This is a genomic window from Trichlorobacter lovleyi, assembly GCF_015239775.1.
Taxonomy (GTDB): Bacteria; Desulfobacterota; Desulfuromonadia; order Geobacterales; family Pseudopelobacteraceae; genus Trichlorobacter; species Trichlorobacter lovleyi_B.
In genome coordinates, this window is the sequence record NZ_CP058409.1 from 3,683,714 (window position 1) to 3,706,748 (window position 23,035).

The 23,035-nt window shown below is 58.7% G+C and carries 25 protein-coding genes; 5 read left to right on the plus strand and 20 right to left on the minus strand.

The features are described 5' to 3' along the window. The 3 genes from FY034_RS17035 to ndk are packed head-to-tail and all read right to left on the minus strand — an operon-like array spanning position 1 to position 2,048. Complete coding sequence (locus tag FY034_RS17035; protein WP_265552702.1) at positions 1–528, minus strand: 4-vinyl reductase; 528 nt, start codon at positions 526–528, stop codon at positions 1–3. Next, positions 521–1,576 (minus strand): 23S rRNA (adenine(2503)-C(2))-methyltransferase RlmN, encoded by a 1,056-nt coding sequence (rlmN, locus tag FY034_RS17040; protein ID WP_265552704.1) that lies wholly within the window; start codon positions 1,574–1,576, stop codon positions 521–523. Before rlmN ends, FY034_RS17035 begins: the two co-directional genes overlap by 8 nt. Before the next feature lie 55 nt (positions 1,577–1,631). Then, positions 1,632–2,048, minus strand: a complete 417-nt coding sequence (ndk, locus tag FY034_RS17045) for a nucleoside-diphosphate kinase (protein WP_012471630.1) — start codon at positions 2,046–2,048, stop codon at positions 1,632–1,634. A gap of 195 nt (positions 2,049–2,243) precedes the next feature. On the opposite strand from ndk, the gene rsmB reads away from it, so the two are divergent. From rsmB to FY034_RS17065, 4 genes are read left to right on the plus strand one after another with little or no spacing between them, the layout of a single operon-like run. Continuing rightward, positions 2,244–3,614 (plus strand): 16S rRNA (cytosine(967)-C(5))-methyltransferase RsmB, encoded by a 1,371-nt coding sequence (gene rsmB / locus FY034_RS17050; protein ID WP_265552707.1) that lies wholly within the window; start codon positions 2,244–2,246, stop codon positions 3,612–3,614. A 31-nt stretch (positions 3,615–3,645) separates the two neighbouring features. Beyond that, positions 3,646–4,311, plus strand: coding sequence for a ribulose-phosphate 3-epimerase (rpe, locus tag FY034_RS17055; RefSeq protein ID WP_265552709.1), 666 nt, complete (start codon positions 3,646–3,648; stop codon positions 4,309–4,311). A gap of 13 nt (positions 4,312–4,324) precedes the next feature. After that, a complete protein-coding gene (locus FY034_RS17060; protein WP_012471633.1) occupies positions 4,325–5,257 on the plus strand; it encodes a diguanylate cyclase in 933 nt (310 codons plus the stop codon). Positions 5,258–5,304: 47 nt separating this feature from the next. After that, positions 5,305–6,759, plus strand: a complete 1,455-nt coding sequence (locus FY034_RS17065) for a transglutaminase-like domain-containing protein (RefSeq protein ID WP_265552713.1) — start codon at positions 5,305–5,307, stop codon at positions 6,757–6,759. Between the two features lie 132 nt (positions 6,760–6,891). On the opposite strand, the gene FY034_RS17070 is transcribed toward FY034_RS17065, so the two are convergent. From FY034_RS17070 to FY034_RS17080, 3 genes are read right to left on the minus strand one after another with little or no spacing between them, the layout of a single operon-like run. After that, positions 6,892–8,169 carry a M16 family metallopeptidase gene (locus FY034_RS17070; protein ID WP_265552715.1) on the minus strand — a complete coding sequence of 426 codons (1,278 nt, stop codon included), beginning with the start codon at positions 8,167–8,169 and terminating at the stop codon, positions 6,892–6,894. Then, positions 8,166–8,603, minus strand: a complete 438-nt coding sequence (locus FY034_RS17075) for an HIT family protein (protein WP_265552717.1) — start codon at positions 8,601–8,603, stop codon at positions 8,166–8,168. The genes FY034_RS17070 and FY034_RS17075 overlap by 4 nt, the downstream gene beginning before the upstream one ends. Then, positions 8,603–9,544: a sensor histidine kinase gene (locus FY034_RS17080; protein ID WP_265552719.1), complete on the minus strand. Its 942-nt coding sequence runs from the start codon at positions 9,542–9,544 to the stop codon at positions 8,603–8,605. The genes FY034_RS17075 and FY034_RS17080 overlap by 1 nt, the downstream gene beginning before the upstream one ends. 104 nt (positions 9,545–9,648) lie before the next feature. On the opposite strand from FY034_RS17080, the gene FY034_RS17085 reads away from it, so the two are divergent. Beyond that, positions 9,649–10,131, plus strand: a complete 483-nt coding sequence (locus FY034_RS17085) for a hypothetical protein (RefSeq protein ID WP_265552721.1) — start codon at positions 9,649–9,651, stop codon at positions 10,129–10,131. Positions 10,132–10,191: 60 nt separating this feature from the next. Here FY034_RS17085 and FY034_RS17090 read toward each other — a convergent pair whose 3' ends face one another. From FY034_RS17090 to FY034_RS17155, 14 genes are read right to left on the minus strand one after another with little or no spacing between them, the layout of a single operon-like run. Further along, positions 10,192–10,746, minus strand: coding sequence for a hypothetical protein (locus FY034_RS17090; RefSeq protein ID WP_265552723.1), 555 nt, complete (start codon positions 10,744–10,746; stop codon positions 10,192–10,194). A 44-nt stretch (positions 10,747–10,790) separates the two neighbouring features. Then, on the minus strand, positions 10,791–13,307 hold the full coding sequence (locus tag FY034_RS17095) for a helicase C-terminal domain-containing protein (protein WP_265552725.1): 2,517 nt from the start codon (positions 13,305–13,307) through the stop codon (positions 10,791–10,793). 1 nt (position 13,308) lies between these two features. Then, on the minus strand, positions 13,309–13,425 hold the full coding sequence (locus FY034_RS17100) for an ABC transporter C-terminal domain-containing protein (RefSeq protein ID WP_265552727.1): 117 nt from the start codon (positions 13,423–13,425) through the stop codon (positions 13,309–13,311). After that, positions 13,403–15,280, minus strand: a complete 1,878-nt coding sequence (locus tag FY034_RS17105) for an ABC-F family ATP-binding cassette domain-containing protein (RefSeq protein WP_265552729.1) — start codon at positions 15,278–15,280, stop codon at positions 13,403–13,405. The genes FY034_RS17100 and FY034_RS17105 overlap by 23 nt, the downstream gene beginning before the upstream one ends. A 3-nt stretch (positions 15,281–15,283) precedes the next feature. Further along, positions 15,284–15,973, minus strand: a complete 690-nt coding sequence (locus FY034_RS17110) for an ABC transporter ATP-binding protein (protein WP_265552731.1) — start codon at positions 15,971–15,973, stop codon at positions 15,284–15,286. A gap of 3 nt (positions 15,974–15,976) precedes the next feature. Next, positions 15,977–16,438 (minus strand): 23S rRNA (pseudouridine(1915)-N(3))-methyltransferase RlmH, encoded by a 462-nt coding sequence (locus FY034_RS17115; protein WP_265552733.1) that lies wholly within the window; start codon positions 16,436–16,438, stop codon positions 15,977–15,979. Between the two features lie 12 nt (positions 16,439–16,450). Further along, the gene (rsfS, locus tag FY034_RS17120; protein WP_265552736.1) at positions 16,451–16,867 is read right to left on the minus strand and encodes a ribosome silencing factor; all 417 of its coding nucleotides are present in this window, start codon (positions 16,865–16,867) and stop codon (positions 16,451–16,453) included. After that, positions 16,864–17,505 carry a nicotinate-nucleotide adenylyltransferase gene (gene nadD, locus FY034_RS17125; RefSeq protein WP_265552738.1) on the minus strand — a complete coding sequence of 214 codons (642 nt, stop codon included), beginning with the start codon at positions 17,503–17,505 and terminating at the stop codon, positions 16,864–16,866. Before nadD ends, rsfS begins: the two co-directional genes overlap by 4 nt. 8 nt (positions 17,506–17,513) lie before the next feature. Further along, positions 17,514–18,554 (minus strand): bifunctional UDP-4-keto-pentose/UDP-xylose synthase, encoded by a 1,041-nt coding sequence (locus FY034_RS17130; RefSeq protein WP_012471651.1) that lies wholly within the window; start codon positions 18,552–18,554, stop codon positions 17,514–17,516. 16 nt (positions 18,555–18,570) lie between these two features. After that, entirely contained in the window at positions 18,571–19,467 is an 897-nt protein-coding gene (locus FY034_RS17135) for a formyltransferase (protein WP_265552740.1), read from the minus strand. Further along, positions 19,464–20,402 carry a glycosyltransferase gene (locus FY034_RS17140; RefSeq protein WP_012471653.1) on the minus strand — a complete coding sequence of 313 codons (939 nt, stop codon included), beginning with the start codon at positions 20,400–20,402 and terminating at the stop codon, positions 19,464–19,466. Before FY034_RS17140 ends, FY034_RS17135 begins: the two co-directional genes overlap by 4 nt. Then, a complete protein-coding gene (locus FY034_RS17145) occupies positions 20,399–21,544 on the minus strand; it encodes a ribonuclease D (RefSeq protein WP_265552743.1) in 1,146 nt (381 codons plus the stop codon). The genes FY034_RS17140 and FY034_RS17145 overlap by 4 nt, the downstream gene beginning before the upstream one ends. Further along, positions 21,544–22,587: a cyclic dehypoxanthinyl futalosine synthase gene (gene mqnC, locus FY034_RS17150; protein ID WP_265552745.1), complete on the minus strand. Its 1,044-nt coding sequence runs from the start codon at positions 22,585–22,587 to the stop codon at positions 21,544–21,546. Before mqnC ends, FY034_RS17145 begins: the two co-directional genes overlap by 1 nt. Continuing rightward, on the minus strand, positions 22,584–22,979 hold the full coding sequence (locus FY034_RS17155) for a YbgC/FadM family acyl-CoA thioesterase (RefSeq protein WP_265552747.1): 396 nt from the start codon (positions 22,977–22,979) through the stop codon (positions 22,584–22,586). The genes mqnC and FY034_RS17155 overlap by 4 nt, the downstream gene beginning before the upstream one ends. Between the last annotated feature and the right edge of the window lie 56 nt (positions 22,980–23,035).

The window sequence follows — 23,035 nt, forward strand, 5'->3', positions numbered from 1 at the left end:
TCACACCTCGCAGGCGGTGGCCACAAAACGACAGGTCCGGGCTCCATTGGCCCAGCAGTCCACCTCGCGCACCACAAAGGGGCGACCGCTGTAACTCTCCAGCAGGGCCGAAATAAATCCTTCGTCATAGGTACAGATCGAATTATCCAGCACTGGCAGGCCTGAACAGTCCAGATCCTCGGAAACCGTCACCACAAACCGCCCGTCAATCAGGTCGGCCTCTTCAATCGCCAGAATCCCGATCCCCAGATCACGCAGGGCCTGTCCGAGCCGTTTGCTAAAGAGATGCAGGTCTGCCACCGGCCCGACCAACTGGTCGTAGAAATGCTTTCCGGCCAGGTAACCTGACTCATACAGCAGGCTGTCGGTAACCGTAGTGCCGTAGTGCCGTTCCAGCACCTCCCGCAGGGTAAACTGCATCAGGCGGTACGCCTCAACCCGCACCTGCGGTCCCAGAGAGGGGCGGCCAACGGCAAGATCACCAAGCAACTCCCAGCTAAAGGGGTGATTACATTGCGAATCAGACATCGGAAGACTCCTGGGACGGTTTGCGATCCAGCTTGCCTTTCAGCTGTCCACAGGCAGCGGATATATCGCTGCCGCGGCTGTCACGGGTGATCACAGTGAAATGGCGGTCCAGCAGATACTTATGGAACGCATCCAGCGCCGCACGGGTGGGGGGTCTGAAATCGGCCCCTTCATGGGGATTGAACGGTATCAGGTTGATCTTGCAGGGAATATCAGACAACAGCCGGACCAGACGCTTGGCATCCTCCGGCGTATCATTCAATCCCCCCAGCAGGACATATTCAATGGTGATCTTACGCCGTCCCGGCAGAGGGTAGTTTTTCAAGGCAGCCAGCAGTGTCGCGATCGGATAGGCCTTATTGACCGGCATGATCCGGTCCCGCAACTCATCGGTAGTGGCGTTCAGGGAGACAGCCAGATTGACGGTCACCTCACGCCCCAGCCGCTCCAGTTCCGGCACCAACCCGCAGGTAGAGACCGTCACCCGCCGGGAGGAAAGCTGCAGTCCATTATCCTCAGCCATGATCTGCAGCGCCGGGATGACGTTGTCCAGATTATGCAACGGCTCTCCCATCCCCATCATCACGATGTTGCGCACCTCCACATCGCGCCGCACCGCCAGGATCTGGTTGACGATCTCGGCGGTCGTCAGATTGCGGGTCAGACTGAAGGTACCGGTCAGACAGAAGGCACACTGCATGGCACAGCCGGCCTGGGATGAAATACAGAGGGTGTTGCGATCTTCGTCAGGAATGATCACCGACTCTACGGCATTGCCGTCCTCAAGCATGAACAGGTACTTGCGGGTGCCGTCAGTGCCCACCTCGACGGTCTCAGGCTCAAGACGGCTGATGCAGGCAGTCCGGGCCAGCTCGGCACGCAGCGCCTTGGAGACGTTGGTCATCTCCTCAAAACTGCTGACATCGTGTTGATACAGCCACTTGAAGATCTGGGTTGCGCGATAGCGTTCTTTGCCCTGCCCCTGAAGAAACTGCTCCAGGGCAGCCAGGGTCAGGTTTTTGAGGTCGGTTCGGAGGGAATCGGGCATACGCCGCACAAAAAAGCGGCCCTGTCACCAGCGTGAAAGGGCCGCTTCCTTATGGTTAGCCCACCAGCTCGAAGCTGTTGAAGAAATAGGGGATCTCGAAGGCTGCGGTCTCAGGTGCATCTGAACCGTGGGATGAGTTCTCCTCGATATTCTTGGCAAACTCCTTACGGATGGTGCCGGGCTCTGCATTGGCAGGGTTGGTGGCACCCATCAGGGTCCGCCAGTCAGCAATGGCATTCTCTTTTTGCAGGCACATCACGATCACCGGCGAACGGGACATGAAGCTGCAGAGGTCGTTGAAGAACGGACGTTCTTTGTGTACATAGTAGAAACCTTCAGCCTGGGCACGGGAAAGATGGATCTTCTTCATGCCGACGATGGCAAAACCGGCTTCTTCAATCTTGGTGATGATCTTACCGGACAGGCCCCGCTCAACGGCATCCGGCTTGATGATGGCAAAGGTACGTTCCATAAACTTTTCTCCTTCGTAATTCAAGTGGCAATGAAAGGATGCTCATAGCACGTGACTGCGTGAAATGTCAAGCTGTTACGGGCAATCGGCCTGCTACGAAGAATTGCTGTGCCGGCCATATCTCTGCCCAGCCGCCGCCCTAAGCGGGGTCTTAAATGATTGCCAATACAACCTGTTACGTTCTATGCTACGACCATGTCCAAACATCAACCTGCCACACCAGCGACCGGTTCTCCCCGCCAGGCTGCCTATACGACCCTGCAGCGGCTTTCTGGCAGTGACCTGCATGCCGATGACCTGATCGACCAGGAGTTATCCCGTAACCAGCTACAGGGACCGGATCGCGGCCTGTTTGCCGAGTTGGTCTTCGGTGTACTGCGCCGCCAGGCAACCCTTGACCACTACCTGAAACAGCTGGTACAGCAGCCCCTTGAAAAACTGGAGCTGCCGGTGCTGCTGCTGTTGCGCCTGGGGCTTTATCAACTGCGCTACCTGGACCGGGTCCCCAGCCATGCGGCAGTGCATGCCACCGTTGAACTGACCAATGCCATCCTTCCTCGCGCCAAAGGGTTGATCAACGGCGTCCTGCGCAGCTACCTGCGCCAGCAGGGGTCGCTGACCCTGCCCGATCCAGCCCAGCAACCGGTAGCCTGGTTGTCTGCGGCCTATTCTCTGCCGGGCTGGCTGGCGGAACAGTGGCTGCAGCAGTTTCCCCAAAACGAGGCAGCCGGACTTGCGGCTGCCTCCACCGAGATTCCGCCGCTAACCCTGCGGGTCAACAGCCTCAGGATCAGCCGTAGCGACCTGCTGGAGCGTTTCCATGCCGCCGGGCTGGCTGTTGAGCCCTGCCGCTTCGCGCCCGAAGGGATCCAGATCCTGCAGCGCTGTCAGATCACCGGCCTGCCCGGTTTTGACGAAGGGCTCTTCATGGTACAGGACGAGGCATCACAACTGGTGGCCCACCTGCTGGCGCCCCAAACCGGTGAACAGATCCTTGATATGTGCGCTGCACCGGGTGGTAAGGCCACCCATCTGGCGCAGTTGATGAATGACCGCGGCTGCGTTACCGCAACGGATCTGAACGCCCGACGAATCCGACGGATCTGTGAGTCGGCGCAGCGACTCGGCCTGACGAGCATTCAGGCCGTGGCTGCCGATGCCCTAACCAGCGATTATCTGGAGGGACTGCAGTTCGACCGGATTCTGCTGGATGCTCCCTGCTCCGGCCTGGGGGTCATCCGGCGCAACCCGGAGGCGAAATGGCGGTTGACCCCTGCCGAAATCAGCCGTTGTGCCGCCCGCCAGCGCCTGTTGATTGATGCGGCAGCCGCCCGGTTAAAAGCGGGCGGTGTACTGGTCTATGCCACCTGCTCCACCGCCCGGGAAGAAGATGAAGCCGTTATCAAGGATTTTCTTTCACGCCATCCGGAGTTTGTGGTAGAAAATGGCGCTCAGCTCTTTCCTGCATGGGCAGATCTGTTTGACAGCTCCGGCTATCTGCGTGCCTGGCCCCACCGTCACGGGACTGATGGCTTTTTTGCTGCACGATTACACAGAGTTCATTGAAAAAACCAAAACTCTGGACAAGGATTGACCGATGAAAAAGATAGCACCTTCCATACTTTCCGCTGATTTTTCCCGTCTGGGCGACGAAGTCCGGGCTGTCGAGGCTGCCGGTGCCGATTACATCCATATCGATGTCATGGATGGCCGCTTTGTACCCAACATCACCATTGGGCCGCTGGTGGTTGAGGCGGTACGCAAGGTAACCAGCCTGCCGCTGGATGTGCATCTGATGATTGAAGAACCGGAGCGGTATGTGGAGGAGTTTGCCAAGGCCGGCGCCGATATTATTGTGGTACATGCCGAGGCCTGCCGTCACCTGCACCGGGTGGTGCAGCAGATCAAGGGACTGGGCAAGAAGGTCGGCGTCTCCCTGAACCCCGCCACTCCCCTGAATGTACTGGACTATGTCCTTGAAGAGCTTGATCTGGTGCTGCTGATGACCGTTAACCCCGGTTTTGGCGGCCAGTCGTTCATTGAGGCCTGTATCCCCAAGATCCAGGCCTTGCGCGGCATGTTGGACCGCCGCGGCTGTGAGGCAGAGCTGGAGATAGACGGCGGCGCCAAACCATCCAATGTCGCCCGGATCGCCCATGCCGGGGCTGATGTCTTGGTGGCCGGCAGCGCCGTATTCGGCAGTTCTGACTACGCTGCCACCATTGCTGAAATGAAGCGCCTGATGCAGGAACCTCGCCTGTAAAAAAGGGAGTCTTATGGCCGACAGTGTACTGATCATTGACGATTCTGAAGCTGTCCGGGAAAAGATCATCAAGACCCTGGAGTCCCGTGATCTCTTTTCCCGTTTCTACCAGGCTGAAGACGGCCTGGAGGGTTTCAAGAAGCTGCTGGCATCGCCGGTGGATATCATCCTCTGCGACCTTGAAATGCCCCGCATGGACGGTTTCAAGTTCCTGGGGATGCTGAAGGGACGGCCGGAAGTATCCGATACCCCGGTCATCATCCTGACCGGCAACGATGACCGCGAGTTGAAGATCAAGGGGCTTGAGCAGGGGGCCTGCGACTTCATCACCAAACCGTTTGATCCGGAAGAGCTGGTGGCCCGGATGCGGGTACATCTCAAGATCAAACACCTGCAGGATGACCTCAAACGCTCCAATGAGCTGCTGCTGGAGCTGTCCAACACCGACCACCTGACCGGCCTGTTCAACCGCCGTTTTTTGATGGAGGCGCTGGATAAAGAGGTACAGCGGGCACGGCGCAAGGATGGCCAGGTGGCCCTGCTGCTGATGGATATCGACCACTTCAAGCGGGTCAACGACACCCATGGTCATCTGCAGGGAGACGTGGTGTTACAGAAGGTGGCGCTGCATATTCAGAAAGAGCTGCGCAGCTATGATATTGCAGCCCGTTACGGCGGCGAGGAGTTTGTTGCCGTGCTGCCGGACACCTCGCTGAAAGAGGCCTTTAATGTGGCGGACCGGATCCGGCTTTCCGTACAGGGGATGCATTTTGCCGGTTCCCTTGCCAACGAGCGGGTCACGGTCAGCCTGGGGGTTGCCCTCTTCCCCTCTCCCTGCTTCGATGACATTGACGGCCTGCTGCGGGCCGCCGACGAGGCGCTCTATCAGGCCAAGGAGCGGGGCCGCAACCGGGTCATCATCAGCGATCCCGGCTGCTCACAGTAGCCGGTTCGTGCCGTAGTGCGACATTCTATCTAACAGGACAGTTTACGATGTCACGATTCAAACGATCTGTTTTTTTCCTGCTGTCGGCGGCCCTGGCCGCCGTTTTTTTATCCCTGCCGGCCTTTGCTGCTGCGCTGCACCAGCTTACGGTCCCCCCGCTGGGAGAGCGCTGGTTTGCCATCCTGATCGACAATGAGCAGGTCGGATTTTACCGGCAACTGACCACCGCCCTGCCTGAAGGCGGCTACCGGATTGAAGGCGATGGATCTGTCCGGATGAAGGTAATGGGCTTTACCAAAGAGTCCAGCTCGCGGGAGATCTATCAGGTCGGACCGAATCTGGTTTTGAAGACGCTGGAGGTGGAGCAGACCATCAACGGCAGCAAATCCCGCCTGAGCGGCAAGATGGTTCCTGGCGGACTGCAGATCAAGCGGGAGGCGGATGGCAAGAGCAGCCTGAAAACCCTGAAAGCCAAGGCAGAACTGTTTCCGGGCCCAGTCTTGAACCTGATACCGCTCTTTAAAGCAACGCCAACAGGAAAAACCCTGCGGGTATTCAGTTTTGATCCGGAAGAGATGGCAGTTAAAGAGGTAAAAATCAGCGTACTGGGAGAGGAGAAGACCCCGGAAGGACAACCGGCCCTGAAGCTGCGCAACAACCTGTATCCCTTTGTTGACAACGACATCTGGCTTGATCAGCAGGGCAACACCCTGCTGGAATCGGTGCGGGACGGCCTGGTTATTACCAAGGCTGAACCGGCAGAAAAGCTGGCCGCTTTTATCAGCGGCATGGCCCTCGCAAAAAAGGATCTGATCTATGATTTCAGTCTGGTCCGGATCAAACCCGCCCTGCAGCAGCCGCTCGCCAAGCTTAGCGGCCTGTCCGCTGCCATTACCGGTTACGGCGACCAGATCCCGGTGCTGAGTAACGGCTCACAACAGGTTGAGCGTCAGCAGGGCAGGGTGGTCATAACAACCGGCAACCTGCGCAAACCGTCCGACACGGTCCCCAATCAGGTTGCTGAAGGCTACCTGCAGCCCTCGGAAGGGATTGAGTCCACAGCAGCAGAGATCTCAGCCAAGGCCAGGGAGGTGAGCGCCAGCTTAAAGACCGATCAGGAGCGGGTCCAGGCACTGGCAAGCTGGACCGCCAAATGGCTTGAGGACAGCATTGAGGATGGCGGCAGCGCCCTGGTGGCGCTCAACAAAAAGACGGGCAACTGTCAGACCCATGCCAAATTGTACACCGCCCTGGCCCGTGCCGCCGGTATCCCGACCCGTTTTGTCTCCGGTCTGGTTTCACAGGACGGGGCCAGTTTTTTGTACCACAGCTGGGCGGAGAGCCTGCTGGAGGGGCGCTGGGTGGCGGTCGATCCCACCTTTAACCAGGTTCCGGCTGACCCGACCCACCTGGCCTTTTTCGAAGGCAACCGGCCGGCTGACCTGGCCCCGCTGGTGGGGGTGATCGGTAAAATAAGGGTAACCATACTGGAAGAACGGTAACACGACCTTACTCCGATTCCAGTTCAAGGGTGGCAGCAAGGCGGTGAGAGATTCGGCGACCCAGGCGTACAGGCAGTCCGTTGAGGAGTCACCGACGAGCCAACGAAGTTGCACCAGCCAATGGAATCGGAACTACCGTTGTAACAGCTGTTCAATCTCCTGCTGATCAATACTCTCAATCGGCCCGATGACCCCCAGAAAACGGTTTTCGGGCCGGAACAGTTCTGCTGCCAACCGTTGCAGCTCTGCCGCTGAAACCTGCGCAACCAGCTGCTGGTCCTCATCAATGCTGCGGGCCACCCCCATCAGGGTACCCCAGCCAAACCTGATCCCCATCTCGCTGACCGAATCCCGGCTGTAGTCCAGATCTGCCAGATAGACGGTTCTGACCCGCTCCAGCTCCTGTTCCGGCACCGGAGACGCTGCCAGCAGCCGCAACTCTTCCAGGGTTGCCTGCAACACGGTGGCAAGATTTTCAGGTGCTGTTGAGAGATCAATCGAGAGGCAACCGGTTTCATCATAACTGCCGATTGAGGCGTCGACCGAATAGATCAGCCCCAGCCGCTCACGTAACGCCAGGTGCAGCCGGGAGCAGCCACCACCGGCCAGAATCCTGCGCAGCAGCTTCAGGGCGGTCAGCTCCGGTGCCGCCCGGTGGCAGGCCCGAAAGGCAAGCTGCATCGTCATCTGGCTGTCAGAATCCCTGACAAAGCGGCAACGCGGGCCATCAGCAGGTACTGCCGCTACCGGTTGGACAACCGGCAGCACTGCCCCCTGCCAATCCCCCAGAAAACGCTCGGCAGCCTCAAGCATCTGCCGATGCTGCACCGGGCCGGCAGCCACCACCACGGCATTATTGGGGCGATACCAGGAGGCAAGGTGCTGTCGCAGGTCTTGTTCCGTTATCCGGGCAATATCCGCCAGACTGCCCACGGTGGACTCCCCCAGCGGGTGGTCAGGCCAGAGCATCCGCCCCACCACCACATCAGGGCTGATCTCATCCCCATCCTGACTGATATCCTCCAGCGCCTCTTCACCGATAATCCTCCGCTCCAGCTCAATCCCCTCCAAACGGGGACGCAGCAGCATGGAGGCCAGGATTTCAAGCCCCTGTGCTGCAAAACGGGGGTGGATCCTGCCGTAGTAGCAGGTTGAGTCGGCATCGGTGGCAGCATTGATCCCGCCGCCCAGCGACTCGAAGGCCGCCTCAATCTCAAGCGAACTGGCGTAGTCGTCAGTACCACGAAACAGCATATGCTCCAGAAAGTGGGACAGACCGGTCTTCCCGGCCGGATCATTGCGCCCACCCACCTTCAGGTAGACCGCCACATCGGCGCTGTGCAGGTGGGGCAACTCCACCGTAACCACCTGCAGACCATTGGCCAGGGTTGTACAGCAGGGCCTTTTCATACCGCCACCTCCAGTGCCTGGCGGATCTGTTCACAACGCTGACGATAGCCTTCATTTGAAAGATGGCTTTCTGGATGTGGCTCTGCCCAGACCGGCCTGGGCCAGAGCGGCTCACTGCTGAAACGGGGTATCAGATGCCAATGGATATGGGGCACCATATTGCCCAGCAGCTCGTAATTGATCTTGTCCGGCTTAAAAAGACCGGCAAGAGCGGCTGCGGTTCTGGTCACCTCTTCCATCATCCCCTGGCGGGTCTTGAGGTCCAGATCAAACAGTTCGGTGACATGCTGCTTGCTGAACAACAGACAGTAGCCGGGAAAGAACTGATCCCGGTTCAGAATCAGATAGCTGTACTCAAATTCAACGATCCGCAGGTCGGCATCATCGTCCCAACGGCTGCACATTTGGCAGGTCAGATCATTTTTAGGGCTCATTATTTCTCCACAAGAGGTAGTTGCAGGGTAATGGTACAGCCGCTGCCGGGACCGGCACTTTCAGCCAGCACCGTGCCGCCGCTGCCTTCAATCACGGACTGGACAATGTAAAGCCCCAGGCCGGTGCCGCGAATCCGTTCACCCGGCAGCTCTACCCGGTAAAAACGGCGGAAGATCTTGCGTAGCTCCTCTGCAGCAATACCACGCCCATGATCTTTTAGCGCGATCATCGCCCAGCGTCCTTTGCGGCTCAGCCGCAGCTCCAGCTCCGGCACACCGGGTGAATACAGCACGGCATTTTCCAGCAGGTTACGCAAGACGGTCCCCAGCTCATCCGGCTCCACCGCCGCCTTCAGATCAGGTTCCAGCTCCAGCTCAAGCCGGGTACCCGGCGGCAGGCGGTCACGGTTTTCATCCAGATATTTCTGTACAAAGGCCGAGAGATCAATCACCCGCCGGTCAGCCGGGCGCCGGCGCTGCTCAATCCGGGCGGCCAGCAGCAGATTATCGATCTGGGAATGCAGTCGATGGGTATCATCCAGCATGGTATCCACAAAGCTGTCCAGGCGGTCTGCCGGCGGACGGCGCAACTGGATGGTCTCAAGATGAAGCTGGATTGATGCCAGGGGCGATTTCAGCTCATGGGTCACCTGGGTGATAAACTCGCGCTGTTCCTGATAGAGCCGCGACTGACGGCGCCAGAAGATAAACAGGGTATAGACCCCTGCCAGAATCGCGGCCAGCAGCAGCAGCCCCTGCACCAGTGGAGACCAGCCCTCGGTCCGGGCCAGCAGCTCGGGACTGTAGCGGGTGGCCAGCTCTTTCAGCTGACGGTGCCTGCCCACAAACCAGGTCACCCACAGTACCACCACCACCACCCAGACCAGCTGGATGGCAACCAGTGCGATCACCGGGTTAAAGATACGACGGATCAGCTTCATCTGTTATGGCACGTCTTTCCTGGTTGAATTTGTAACGCCGTTCTGTTATAACCCAGACCCGCTGCAGATGACACCACTAAATACACGCAAGTAAGGAAGAAATAATGGCATCCTACGACTTCACCCGCCTCAGACGTCTCTCGGTCATCTACAATGTGGTGCAGGTCGGCCTGCTGGGTCTGCTGATGTTTATGTCCTACAATTTCATGCTGGTTTTTGCCAAGTACGGCATGTCCGGTTTTTTTGTCAAGAGCTTCATCATGGCGGTGGTCGTGCAGCTGATCTGTATGTACCCTGCCTGGTGGCTGGCCCGTAAGGATGTCGAGGTGGAGGTTGAGACCAGCCTTGTGGGGGTCACACCCGAACAACTGGTGGCGCTGCGCCGCAGACGGTTGATCGGTGACATCTGGAAGCTTTCCGTCCTGGGGGCCTTTGTGGTCTTTATCGCCATGTCGCCCAGTGTGGATAAGGGGCGTGGGGCATCGCTGATCCTGTCGGTTTCCTACTACTCATTCCTGCTGGTGGCCATTACCTACTTCCAGTGCTTTAACTTCGTTGCCAAAAAGCGCCGCAGGGAACTTGCCTGAAACACTACCGCCGTACTTGCATGAAACGGCCCGGTGTACACCGGGCCGTTTCTGTCTCAACTAGTCATTATCACGGCCATGGCCGCGGCCATGTTTTTTGTGTTCCTTCCACTCCTCGCGTGCTTCCCGCTTGTCTTCCTTACGACGGTCCTTCTCATCCCGCCACTCTTCCCGATCCTCCCGGCCAGGCCGGAAATGCTTGCCGCGGTAGTGATCACGATTCGCATGGTAGGCCCGGTACTCATGATCGCGGTAGTAGCGGATCTTCTCCACCTTGTATTTTCTGACCGGCGCCGGAAGCTGCTCGTAACGGGTCACCACCCAGGGACCGTTATAATGGTTGGCCCGGTACCAGTGATTACCCTGAAAGAGGTAGTACACGCCGGAAATGAGAACCATGTCATAGGACATATCGACTCCCACATAGAACCCCAGTGACGACGGCGCCAGAAAGAGCGGCGGCGCATCAAAGACCACCCGGGGCGCCACCACGACCGTTGGCGGAGGCGGCACCGGCACCCCCAGATTAACATTGACATTGAAATTTGATTCGGCACTTCCCAGTGACGGGAGCGCCATAACTACTGCCAGAACCAGAGCTGTTGCGATTCGCATCTGCTGTTTCCTCCTTGTAATGGAATACTCTGCATAAAGCATATTCAATGCCATGACTGGAAAAACTGCTCCATCCGGCTGAATACCTGATCCAACGGCGCAATCAGCTGTGCGGCCTCCGGCAGGGATTTCCTGAAACGGGCCCCATAATTCTTGTTGACCATCCGGCTGTCCAGAATCAGCACGGCCCCACGGTCGGTACGGCTGCGGATCAGGCGGCCAAAACCCTGACGCAGCTTGAGTACGGCCTGGGGCACCGACATCTCACGGAACGGATCCCCCCCCAGACTGGAGATCCGCTCGGCCCTGGCCTGCTGGATCGGTTCGGTGGGCACCTGAAACGGCAGCCGGGCAATCACCACCAGCCGCAGGGCATCACCTTTGACATCCACCCCTTCCCAGAAGGAATCGGTGCCGAACAGCACGGCATGCTGTTCCTTGCGGAAACGGGCCAACAGCTGGTGCCTGCCGCCACCTTCTCCCTGCCGCAGCACCGTTAATCCCTGATTCTCCAACGCAGACTTGAGCGCGGCATGGGTCTGACGCAGCAGGTCAAAGGAGGTGAACAGCACAAAGGCGCCCCCCTGCGAGATGCTGACCGCCCGCAGCACCGCCTCGGCCAATGGTTGACGGAAGGCAAAACTGGTTGGGTCAGGCAGATCACGGGGGATGGCCACCAACGACTGTTCGGCATAATCAAACGGTGAGGCCAGGGCCAGTTCCTGCAACCGCTCAGGCTCCAGCAGATCAAGGCCGGCCCTTCTGCGCAGATAACCGAATGAACCGCCCACGGTCAGGGTGGCAGAGGTCAGCACCACCGTGGGGATCGGATCAAGCAATGCGGTCTTGATGGTCTCTGCCACATCCAGGGGCGCCACACAGACCGTGGCCTGGCTGCCCCGGCTGGTCTGCTTGGCCTCAAGCCAGCAACAGGCCTCAGGATCATCGGTGCAAAACCAGGCCAGCTCGCGGCTGATCGCCACCAGCCGTTGGCCAATACCAAAGGCATCGGTCAACAGCCCGTTGACCGTCTGCATGACCGTGTCCGGCAGTTTGGCAGCCGCTCGGTCCAGTGCCCCCAGACCATCGGCCAGTTCCTGCAACTGCTCACCCAGCCGCTTCAGGCGGGTCTCCAGCTCATGCCAGAACGGTGTTGCCCGCACCTCTGTGGTAATCCTGCGCTTCAGCTCACCACCGCGCTGGTCATCTCCTCGCTGCAGCTCTGCCTGCAAGGACTGGGCAAGCCAGTCCAGCTCACGGTCAACCGCGCCTGCCAGCTCATGGACCTGGGGCAGCAGGGCCGCCTCGATCAGGCCGGACAGTTCCTGATACAGGGCATCCAGCTCTTCCGGCAGTTCCTTGCCGATCTTGGTGTTCAGTACGCTCAGGATGCCAGCCCTGCCGCCGGACGGCGCCAGCCTGGACAACTGCTTCATCAGTCCGGCCCGGCTGATCCGCACCGACAGGGCGCCGGTGGCAGCCTCTTCCAGGTGGTGGGCCTCATCAATGATCAGCCGACTGAAGGGGGGCAAGATGGCAACCGCGTCGTAGCCGCTCTCGCGGCGCAGGGCGATATCAGCCAGCAGCAGGGCATGGTTCACCACCAGCAGCCGGGCCGAGGCGGCATCGCGGCGGGCCTTGTAGAAAAAGCAGCGGTTAAATTCCGGACAGCGGGAACGTCCGCACTGGTCCGCCTCGCAGCGCAGGTCATCCCAGACCTCCCAGGCAGGATGGAAGGAGAGGTCACTCAGACAACCGCTGCGGGTGGTCTCACTCCAGCTTGCTATGGCCTGCAGCTCCTCCGAAGCACTGTCCGGGAACAGGGACGGCTCATCCAGCACCCCACCCAGCTTGCGCAGGCAGAGGTAGTTGCCGCGCCCCTTGACCAGGCAGGCCGTGAACTCCGTGGCAGCATGGCGCTGCAGCAGGGGGATATCCTTCTTGATCAGCTGTTCCTGCAGGTTGATGGTGTTGGTGGAGATCACCACCCGTTGGTCGTTACGCATGGCCCAGAGCAGGGCAGGCACCAGATAGGCCAGCGACTTGCCGGTGCCGGTGCCGGCCTCGATCAGTGCCACGGTGTTGTCGTTAAAGGCGGTGGCGACATTAAAGGCCATCCGCACCTGTTCATCCCGTTTTTCATATCCCTTCAGGTGTTTGGCCAGCATCCCGTCAGATCCAAAGACCTTTTCCAGCTCATCGAAATTGAGCCGTTCGCCGGTGCGGGGGGTATGGGGTGCCACCACCAGATAGCAACGCTGGCAGTCATTGTCGATGATGCCGAAACCGATCCCGTTGTTGCCGCAGATCGAGGCCAGATCCAGATCAGCATCAGAGGGGGTCAGCTCGCCGGAGGGATGGTTGTGCAGCACCATCTGGCCGGCCGAGGCGCGGGAGAGGATGGCCGGTACGGCGTGCTTATTGCCACGGGCAATGGCCTCGGCAGAGACCATACAGCCGTTGTCGTCCAGACAGGCGATGAAGAAGACCTCATTACCACGGGCCTGTTTGATCTCAAAACGGATCAGGGCGCTGCAGTCAGGAGAGAATTCAGCGGCCATCTCAGGCGCAGCTTTCCCACTGCGCGTACAGCTCCTCAAGCCTGGTGTTCAGCGCCGTATGCTGCTCACCGGCAGCCAGTCCTTGTTCCGGGTCATCAAAGAAACCGGGCCGGGTCATCAAAGAAACCGGGCCGGTTCATCTCTGTCTCAAGCTCTGCAATCTTTTGCTCAACCGTAGCGATCTCCTTCTCAATCGCCTGTTGTTGCTTCTCCCGGGCCTGTTCTTCCTTCTTGCGGCGCTTCTGTTCTTCCCGATCTTTAAGGCGGTCTTCCTTGTTCTGGGGGGGCAACGACGCTACAGCGGATACGTTTGGCGCCGGTTCGGCTGCCGTCTTGACCTGGCGTGCCGGTGCAGCAGCTGCCTGGGCAGATTCGCCCTCTTTTTTCGACAAATAGTATTCGTAGTCGCCGTAATAGTCGGTCAGCTTGCCGTCACCCACTTCTACGACCCGTGTTGCCAGCCCGTTCACAAAGTAGCGGTCGTGGGAGACGAACACCACGGTGCCGTCAAAACCCTTCAGGGCATCCAGCAGCACCTCTTTGCTGAACAGGTCCAGGTGGTTGGTGGGCTCATCCATCAGCAGCAGGTTGGAGGGACGCAGCAGCATTTTGGCCAGGGCCAGGCGGTTACGTTCACCACCGGACAGTACCCCGACCTTTTTGTGGATATCATCACCGGAAAACAGGAACGCCCCCAGGATATCACGCAGCTTGGGCACCATCTCATAGGGGCAGTCACTGTACAGCTCATCATAGGCGGTTCTGGTGGCATCCAGCACATTGGCCTGGTCCTGGGCAAAATAATCAGCCACCACGTTATGGCCCGGCTTCAGACTGCCGCCCTGATACTCGCCACCGGCCAGCACCGCCATCAGGGTGGATTTACCGGCCCCGTTATGCCCCACCAGGGCAACCCGCTCCCCTTTTTCAACGGTCAGATCCACCTTGTTCAGGACAACGTTGGTGCCGTAGCTGCGGGTCAGCCCCTGCAGTTCCAGCACAATCCGGCCGCTCTTGGGGGCATCGGGAAACTGGAAGCGGATCTTCTTGCGCTCCGGCGGCAGCGCAATCCGCTCCACCTTCTCCAGCTGCTTGATCCGTGACTGGACCAGTGAGGCCTTGTTGGCCTGATAGCGGAAACGGCGGATAAAGTCTTCGGTCTTCTGGACCTCCTCATCCTGCAGCCGCTTGGCCTCCCGTAGCGCAGAGACCCGTTCTTCCCGCTGGATCAGGTAGGTGGAGTAGGAACAGTGGTAATCGGCAATGGTGTGGTTCCAGACCTCGGCGATCCTGGAGCAGACCTGGTCCATGAAGAAGCGGTCGTGGGAGACCAGGATAACGGAACCGGGGTAGCAGCAGAGGTACTGCTCAAGCCAGTTGCGGGCCTCGATATCCAGGTGGTTGGTCGGTTCGTCCAGCAGCAGCACATCCGGTTTCTGCAGCAGCAGCCTGGCCAGGGCGATCCGCATCTGCCAACCGCCGGAAAACTCGCCGCAGTCCTTGTGCCAGTCCTCCTGGCTGAACCCCAGACCTTTCAGCACGGTGCCGATCTCGGCCTCCATGGTGTAGCCGCCACGATGGCGGAACTGTTCCTGCAGTTCACCATAGCGTGCCAGCAGGGCATCATGCCCAGCCGCATCGTGGGGCATCTGCTCCAGCTCCTGTCCCAGCCGGTGCAGTTCTTCTTCCAGGGCCAGCAGCTCCGACAGGGCCGAGCGGGCCTCGTGGAACAGCATCCTGCCGCTGGTGACAATGCCGTCCTGGGGCAGGTAGGCAGCCCTGGCCCCCTTGGCCAGCTGGATATCACCGTCACTTGACTCCTCAAGCCCGGCAATGATCTTCATCAGGGTTGATTTACCGGCCCCGTTTTCGCCGATCAGGGCCACCCGCTCACCCTTGCGCAGGTGCCAGGAGATGTTCGCAAACAGAACGCGACCGGAATAGTCTTTAGAGAGATTAACGAGTTGGAGCATGATTTAGTCTTGGTGTGCGGTGTCGGAGATAATCGAACCATCGCGGAAGGTAATCCGGCGGGAGGCATATTCTGCCACTTCCGGTTCATGGGTGATCATCACAATTGTGATCCCCTGCTGGTTCAGGTCTGTGAACAACTGCATGATTTCATGGGTGGTGGTGGTGTCCAGGTTACCGGTCGGTTCATCTGCCAGGATCACGGCCGGTTCGTTGACCAGGGCGCGGGCGATCGCCACCCGCTGCTGCTGCCCGCCGGAAAGCTGGGCGCTGGTGTGGTTGATCCGCTCTCCCAGGCCGACCCGCTCCAGGGCAGCCTGGGCCCGGCTGTGACGCTCTGCTGCCGGCACCCCGGCATAGACCAGCGGCAGTTCCACGTTTTCAAGGGCCGTGGTGCGGGGCAACAGGTTAAAGCCCTGGAACACAAAGCCCAGTTTTTTGTTGCGCACCTCGGCAAGGCTGTCCGGACTCATTCCGGCAGTATCAATGCCGTCCAGCCAGTAGGTACCGCTGGTGGGTTTATCCAGGCAGCCCAAGGTGTTCATGCAGGTGGATTTACCACTGCCTGAGGCGCCCATGATCGCCACAAACTCCCCCACGCCGATCGTAAAGGAGATCCCCCGCAGTGCCTCAACGGTGTGGTCATCCTCGCCGAACACCCGGCGGATATCTTCCAGTTTGATCACGTCAGGCATGGTTCAGTGGTGGTACGGCTCGTTATTCAGGATGGTGCAGGCCCGGTAGATCTGCTCAAGCAGAAACGGTCGCACCATCTGGTGGGTAAAGGTCATGGCGGAAAGAGCCAGCACCTTGCCGGCACGGCTGCGGACTTCATCGCTGAAACCGTAGGAACCGCCAATGGCAAAGACCAGCTCGGTGGTACCACTGTCACGATGTTTGCCGATAAATTCAGCAAATTTGACGGAATCCAGCTGCTGGCCCCGTTCATCCAGTGCCACCAGCACCGCGTTGGGGGAAAGCTGTTTCAGCAGCCGCTCGCCTTCACGTCGGCGTCCCTCTTCCAGGGTGGCATCCTTCTCATCTTTCAGTTCATCAATCACCAAGGGCAGATAGCGGCCAATCCGCCCGCTGTACTCCGCAACCCCCTCTTTGATCCAGGGGTCACGTGTCTTTCCAAGCCAGATAATACGGAGCTTCATGGCATTTGCTGATCAGATTGTGAACGAGTCTTTGTTGGCTGCGTCGGTGGCCTGCAGCGCTGCCGACAGCTCCACCTGCTCTGCCTTTTCCCACAGCCCGTCCAGATCATAGCGCTTGCGCTGTTCCTCGTGGAAGATATGCACCAGCACATCGCTGTAGTCCATCACGATCCACTTGCCTTCAGTCTCCCCCTCAATCTCCTGCACCTTTCCGAACTTTTTCAGCTCCCTGCGGATATGGTCGCAGATCGCCTGATTCTGCTTGTCGGACTGGCCGGAGATGATCACCAGAAAATCGGCAATGGTGCTGATGGCGGTGATATCCAGCACCCGGAGGTCGTAGCCCTTCTTGTCGCTGGCCAGTTCGGCACAGCGGATCGCCCGTTCACGTGGGCTGAGGGTCGGCTTTTCTGCAGTTTTTTCTGTCATGGTTGATACAATCCCTTCTGGGTAATAAATGATTCAATTTCAGGCGGAACAAGATAACGGATCGATTGCTGCCGTGCTACCCGTTCGCGCAGCTGGCTGGATGAAATATCCAGCCGGGTTCCGATCACAAAGCGGATACTGGTGCCGCTGCTGTGTCGCACCAGGCTACCGGCCTCTTGCACAAACTGGTCGCGCACCAGTTCCGGCAACTGCTGTAGTGGCTCGGTAATCGCTTTTTCAGGCCGTTCCAATACTATCAGTGAGGCCAGCGGAAAAATGTCGGCATAACGGTGCCACAGGCCCAGCTCCAGAAATGAGTCGCTGCCGATAATAAAATGCAGCTCGTCACCCGGCCGCGCTGTCCTGAGGGCGGTCAGGGTATCAACCGTGTAGGACTTTCCTGCCCGGTGCGCTTCTAGGTCACTGAAACGGAAAGCCGGATTGGCAGCAATGGCCCGTTGTACCATGGCTGCCCGCAGCTCGAAGGAGACATCCCCGGCCAGCGGTTTATGCGGCGGATCGGCTGCCGGGATAAACAGCACCTGGTCCAGACCGACTGCCTCGCGGGCCTCTTCGGCTATCCGCAGGTGGGCCAGATGGATCGGGTTAAAGGTGCCGCCGAGCAGTCCGAGCTTCATGGCGGTTCCTACAGAAACTCGGAGAGCTTCTCCCGCTCATCCACCAGATAAAACTCCAGGGTCTTGCGCAGGGCATCGTCAATGGTGGTGGTTGGTTCCCAGCCCAGGCATTCCTTGGCCCGCTTGACCGACGGCACCCGGGTCAGCATATCCTGATAGCCTTTGCCGTAGAAGGAATCCGAAGAGGTCTCCACGATCCGGCACTTGTCAGCCTTTTCCTTGTAGAGCGGGAAGGTGGCCACCATGTCACGCAGTTTTTCGGCCAGCTCCTTGACCGACAGGTCGTTGTTGGGGTTGCCGATATTGAAGATCTTGCCGTCGGCGCAACCGTTGCGGTTCTCGATGATCTTCATCAGGGCATCGATGCCATCTTCAATAAAGGTGAAGGAACGACGCTGGTTACCGCCATCCACCAGTTCAATCGGCTTTTCAGCCAGGATATCATACAGAAACTGGGTCAGTACCCGTGAGCTGCCTTCCTTGGCAGTATGGATGCTGTCCAGCTTGGGGCCGATCCAGTTGAAAGGGCGGAACAGGGTGAATTTAAAGTTTTCGTGGTTGCCGTAGGCATAGATCACCCGGTCCAGCATCTGCTTGGCGCAGGAGTAAATCCAGCGTTCCTTGGCAATCGGTCCCAGCACCAGCGGTGAATTTTCCTCATCAAACTCGGCATCCGGGCTCATGCCGTAAACCTCGGAGGTGGAGGGAAAGATAACCCGCTTCTTGTGCTTGACGCACTGGCGAATGATCTTGAGATTTTCCTCGAAATCCAGTTCGAAGACCCGCAGCGGGTCCTTGACATAGGTGACCGGCGTGGCAATCGCCACCAGCGGCAGCACCACATCGCACTTCTTGATATGATACTCGATCCATTCCTTGTTGATGGTGATGTCACCCTCCAGAAAATGGAATCGCTCGTGTCCCAGCGACCGCTCCAGCTTGTCGCAGGCCATATCAAGACCGTAGACCTCCCAGTCCGTGGTGGTCAGGATGCGATGGGTCAATGCATTGCCGATAAAACCGTTCACGCCGAGTATCAGTACTTTCATCAGTGTCTCCTAGTTGTTATGCGAATCGATCAGATTCGCTCAATGAACATGCTGTTGCTTCTTGTTCCTGCCCACCCTCAAACTGCACCCTGCGGAGCTCCAGCAGCCCATCGCCGGTGCCGATACACAACGGTTTCAGTGAGACCACCTGACCGGGTTGGCCGCTGCCAGCTACCGGCCAGGCGGACCAGATGAGCAGCTTCGTGCCGTTCAACTCGGTGAAGGCGCCTGGATAGGGATGGGTCACCCCACGGATCAGGTTATAGATCTGGACGGCACCTTTTGCCCAGTCAATCCTGCCATCTTCCGGCTTACGGCCGCCAAAGTAGCTGCCTGCCGCAAGGTCCATCGGGATGCGATCTGCGCTGCCATCCACCAGCCTGGGCCAGGCCCTGCGCAGCACGGTCACCGCTGCTTCGTTTACCTTGCCAAAGACGTCGTGGGCCGTGTCGGTGAAGGCGATCGCAACCTTTTCCTGATCAACAATATCACCGGCATCCGGCTTGGCAACCATGTAATGCAGGGTTGCACCGGTCTCGGTCTCGCCGTTGATCACGGCCCAGTTAACCGGCACCCGGCCGCGGTATTTCGGCAGCCAGGAACCATGCAGGTTCAGTGCCCCTCTCGTTGGCAGCTCCAGCAGCTCCGGCTTGATCATGTTGCGGTAATAGAACGACAACAAAAAATCAGGCGCAATCTGCCGTACCCGCTCACGATTCTCCGGTTCGTTGATGGAACTGGTCAGGCAGGGGATCTTGTTCGCCTCGGCCAGTTCACGCACTGAACTGAACCAGATCTGCTCAGTAGGTGAATCCTCATGGGTGAAGATCAGGCAGATCTCGGCCCCCTGGCGCAACAGCTCCTCAATGCAGCGGTAACCGACGTTATGATAGGCACAGACGACAAGTTTCATGGTTCGTTAAACCCGTAGGTCTTTCTGACCACGTAGCGTGGGCGCTTACGCACTTCCTGGTAGATCCTGCCCACATACTCACCCACAATGCCGATCCCGAAGATGACGATCCCGATGAAGAAGAACAGGATGGCAAACAGGGTGAAGACCCCCTCCACCTCGGCCCCGATCATGAAACGCCTGACAAACAGAAACAGGGCAAACCCGACTGACAGAAACGAGGTGATGATCCCCAGCAGGGCAAACAGCTGCAACGGCACCACGGAAAAGCCGGTCATCAGGTCGAAGTTGAGCCGGATCAGCCGGTAAAAGGAATACTTGCTCTCGCCCAGGGTCCGCTCGGCATGCCCCACCATGATTTCGGTCGGGTTCGACGAAAAGGTCTGGGCCAGGGCGGGGATAAAGGTGGTGGACTCACCGCATTGGTTGATGTTGTTGATGATGTTGCGATGGTAGCCCCGCAGCATGCAGCCGTAGTCACTCATCTGCATCCCGGTCATCTTGTTGGTGGTGATGTTGACGATCCGTGAGGCCACCCGGCGAAAGAGCGGGTCCTGCCGCTTTTCACGGATCGTGCCGACCACATCATGCCCGGACTCAATGGCAGCAACCATGCGGGGAATCTCTTCCGGCGGGTTCTGCAGGTCGGCATCCAGGGTGATGACGATTTCTCCGCTGCTGCGCTCAAAGGCCGCCAGGATGGCCATATGCTGGCCAAAGTTACCGTTGAACTCCACCACTTTCACACCGGGATAGCGCTGTACATACCCACGCAGCATCTCCAGCGAACGGTCACGTGAACCGTCATTGGTAAAGATGATCTCGAACGGACGCCCCAGCGCCTGTGCCACCGGGTAGAGCCGATCCATCAACGGCTGCAGCGATTTTTCTTCATTGTACACCGGAACGACAATACTGACGTATGGCGCTGTCATGCTGTCTGCGTCTCCTTTGCCAGAGTCTCAACCATCTCTGTACCCCACAGCCCGACCTGCCAGCGGCGGATCCCCGGTATGGCCTGCAGCTGTTCCAACGTCACCGGCTGCTGCTCGGCAATTCGCTCCAGCAACCAGTTCGGTGCCAGCAGACCTGAAGCCAGCTCCATCCGGCTGCTGATCCCTTCACGCCATGTCTTGAGCCGTGCAATCCTCGCCTTGATACCCGGGTTAGGCTCACCCCTGCCCCGGGGAAAACGTGGCAGATCCGCTTCAGCCATGCCGCGCCCCTGGCGAACAGCTGCCAGCAGCTGTTCGCCATAGCGCCCGAGAAGACGCGGCGTCAGTCCTGCTATTCCGTTCATATCGCGAACAGAGGCAGGTAGCAGTTCAGCAATTTTAAGCAATGTCTCCGCCGGTATGACCTTGAAGGCGGGCCGGTCGACCTCCCGCGCCTGCTGGTCCCGGAACTGCAACAGGGCCTCAAGCACCGCCAGATTGCGGGGCTTCAACTTACCGGCACCCTTGCAGTTCAAAAAGAGCGGCCCGTTACCCTTTTCTGTTACCCGGTTGCCCACCAGCAGGGCGCACTCTTCAGCCACCCATGCCGTACGGCCAAGCTGCTCCAGCCGTTCATGCAGCTGATCTGCCAGTTCCAGCAGATGAGCCGTATCATGGGCAGCGTAGTCTGTCATTTCAGTGCTCAGCGGCCGCGTGCTCCAATCCGCCTTCTGAAAACGCTTATCCAGTTCAATGCCGAAATGTTCCCGCAGTAGTGCAGCAAGACCAAACTCAGTAGCGCCGGTAAACTGCGCCGCGACCATCGTGTCAAACATCTGCTGCACCACAATGCCAAAGTCACGGTGCAGGGAACGGATATCATAGTCGCCACCATGCAGCACGGTACGGAGTCCCGGCTGTGCCAGTAAGACCCCCAGTGGCGAAAGATCTGAAAGCCGCAGCGGATCAATCAGCCAGGTGTCCGTACGGTTTGAAAGCTGTAGCAGACAGACCTTTTCACGGTAGTGGTGCATGGAGTCAGCTTCGAGATCAAGCGCCAGCTCGGTCTCTTTTGCCAGCTCGGCACAGAGCTGTGCAAGCTGATGATTGTGCTCTATCACGGTGTAGTGCAGTAACGGCATCAGAACTGCCTCAGAATTGCATAGCCGGTGCTGCGCTGGGCAGCGCTAAAGCCGGCAGTTTGAATCAGCTCAATCATCTCCTGTTGCGACATCCTGAAACAACAGCCGGCCGCAGCCACCACATTCTCTTCCAGCATGGTGCCACCCAGATCATTGGCGCCAAAGAACAGCGCAACCTGGGCCAGTTTTGCCCCTTGGGTCACCCAGCTGGCCTGAATATTCGGGATATTATCCAGTACGATCCTGGACAGCGCCAACACCTTGAGGTATTCCACTCCGGTGGCTGTAGCGCCACCCAGTTCTGTATTTCCGGGCTGGTATGTCCACGGTATGAACGCAGTGAACGACCCTCCCGAGGCCTGCAACTCCCGCACCCTGAAGATATGTTCCACAATCTGTTCCGGTGTCTCTGTGCTGCCAAACATCATGGTGGCAGTGGTGGTCATACCCAGCGAGGCTGCGGCCAGCATTACCTCTCCCCAGCGCTTCCAGCCGATCTTTTTGGGCGAGATGGCCTGACGTACCTCATCCACCAGTATCTCAGCACCGCCGCCTGGTACCGAAGCCAGACCGGCTGCCTGCAAACGTGCCAGTACCTGCATAACCGTAAGGCCATGCCGGTCTGCCAGATGGCAGACTTCTGCCGGGGACAGTGAATGATTTTGTACTGTTGGAAAACGCCGCCGGATCTCGCCGAACAGCTCTTCAAAGTAGCTAATGGTAAGCTTCGGATGCAGCCCGCCCTGCATCAGTAGTTGCGTGCCGCCATGCTCCACCAGCTCAGCAATCTTGGCGAAAATGGTTTCATGATCCAGCAGATAGGCATCAGGCGCGTCAAGATCCCGGTAGAACGCGCAGAACGAACAGCGCGATTCACAGACATTGGTATAGTTGACGTTACGGTCCACCACAAAGGTGACCTGGTTATCCGGGTGCCGCCTACGTCTGATGCTGTCTGCCCAACGGCCAAGCTGCAGCAGGTCCCCCTGCAGCAGTAGTTCAAGCGCCTCGGACCGGTCCGGTGTCTGTCGCTGCCCGATCATGGTTGCAGCCCCCGTATCAGCAGTTCTCGCACCTCAGCGGGAATCCTCTTGGCCTTTAGCCCTGGTGTTACACAGGCCAGGGTAACCTCTGCCTGCACCAGCAGCTGGCCATCAGCCTCGCGCAGCACCTGCTGCTGCAGGGTAAAGGAGGAGCCCCCCACGCGCACAGGTACGGTTGTTACCTGCAGCAGCTCGTCATGACGTGCCGCGGCCTTGAAATCAATCGTCATCCGCACCACCGGAAAGACAGCCCCTTCGGCTGCCAGCTGAGCCACCGAGCAGCCCTGCTCACGCAGGAACTCGGTTCTGGCCCGTTCCATGTAGTTCAGGTAATTGGAGTGGTAGACCACCCCGGCAGCATCGGTATCTTCGTAGTAGACTCTAATCTTCATAGCTGTTCCAAGCCTGTCACTCTACTGCAGTTGGCCCTGCTCTGCAACCGCAGATG

Coding starts and splice junctions, on each gene's coding strand:
- FY034_RS17035 (WP_265552702.1), bottom strand. CDS start 528: ATGTCTGATTCGCAATGTAATCACCCCTTTAGCTGGGAGTTGCTTGGT.
- rlmN (WP_265552704.1), bottom strand. CDS start 1,576: ATGCCCGATTCCCTCCGAACCGACCTCAAAAACCTGACCCTGGCTGCC.
- ndk (WP_012471630.1), bottom strand. CDS start 2,048: ATGGAACGTACCTTTGCCATCATCAAGCCGGATGCCGTTGAGCGGGGC.
- rsmB (WP_265552707.1), top strand. CDS start 2,244: ATGTCCAAACATCAACCTGCCACACCAGCGACCGGTTCTCCCCGCCAG.
- rpe (WP_265552709.1), top strand. CDS start 3,646: ATGAAAAAGATAGCACCTTCCATACTTTCCGCTGATTTTTCCCGTCTG.
- FY034_RS17060 (WP_012471633.1), top strand. CDS start 4,325: ATGGCCGACAGTGTACTGATCATTGACGATTCTGAAGCTGTCCGGGAA.
- FY034_RS17065 (WP_265552713.1), top strand. CDS start 5,305: ATGTCACGATTCAAACGATCTGTTTTTTTCCTGCTGTCGGCGGCCCTG.
- FY034_RS17070 (WP_265552715.1), bottom strand. CDS start 8,169: ATGAAAAGGCCCTGCTGTACAACCCTGGCCAATGGTCTGCAGGTGGTT.
- FY034_RS17075 (WP_265552717.1), bottom strand. CDS start 8,603: ATGAGCCCTAAAAATGATCTGACCTGCCAAATGTGCAGCCGTTGGGAC.
- FY034_RS17080 (WP_265552719.1), bottom strand. CDS start 9,544: ATGAAGCTGATCCGTCGTATCTTTAACCCGGTGATCGCACTGGTTGCC.
- FY034_RS17085 (WP_265552721.1), top strand. CDS start 9,649: ATGGCATCCTACGACTTCACCCGCCTCAGACGTCTCTCGGTCATCTAC.
- FY034_RS17090 (WP_265552723.1), bottom strand. CDS start 10,746: ATGCGAATCGCAACAGCTCTGGTTCTGGCAGTAGTTATGGCGCTCCCG.
- FY034_RS17095 (WP_265552725.1), bottom strand. CDS start 13,307: ATGGCCGCTGAATTCTCTCCTGACTGCAGCGCCCTGATCCGTTTTGAG.
- FY034_RS17100 (WP_265552727.1), bottom strand. CDS start 13,425: ATGACCCGGCCCGGTTTCTTTGATGACCCGGAACAAGGACTGGCTGCC.
- FY034_RS17105 (WP_265552729.1), bottom strand. CDS start 15,280: ATGCTCCAACTCGTTAATCTCTCTAAAGACTATTCCGGTCGCGTTCTG.
- FY034_RS17110 (WP_265552731.1), bottom strand. CDS start 15,973: ATGCCTGACGTGATCAAACTGGAAGATATCCGCCGGGTGTTCGGCGAG.
- FY034_RS17115 (WP_265552733.1), bottom strand. CDS start 16,438: ATGAAGCTCCGTATTATCTGGCTTGGAAAGACACGTGACCCCTGGATC.
- rsfS (WP_265552736.1), bottom strand. CDS start 16,867: ATGACAGAAAAAACTGCAGAAAAGCCGACCCTCAGCCCACGTGAACGG.
- nadD (WP_265552738.1), bottom strand. CDS start 17,505: ATGAAGCTCGGACTGCTCGGCGGCACCTTTAACCCGATCCATCTGGCC.
- FY034_RS17130 (WP_012471651.1), bottom strand. CDS start 18,554: ATGAAAGTACTGATACTCGGCGTGAACGGTTTTATCGGCAATGCATTG.
- FY034_RS17135 (WP_265552740.1), bottom strand. CDS start 19,467: ATGAAACTTGTCGTCTGTGCCTATCATAACGTCGGTTACCGCTGCATT.
- FY034_RS17140 (WP_012471653.1), bottom strand. CDS start 20,402: ATGACAGCGCCATACGTCAGTATTGTCGTTCCGGTGTACAATGAAGAA.
- FY034_RS17145 (WP_265552743.1), bottom strand. CDS start 21,544: ATGCCGTTACTGCACTACACCGTGATAGAGCACAATCATCAGCTTGCA.
- mqnC (WP_265552745.1), bottom strand. CDS start 22,587: ATGATCGGGCAGCGACAGACACCGGACCGGTCCGAGGCGCTTGAACTA.
- FY034_RS17155 (WP_265552747.1), bottom strand. CDS start 22,979: ATGAAGATTAGAGTCTACTACGAAGATACCGATGCTGCCGGGGTGGTC.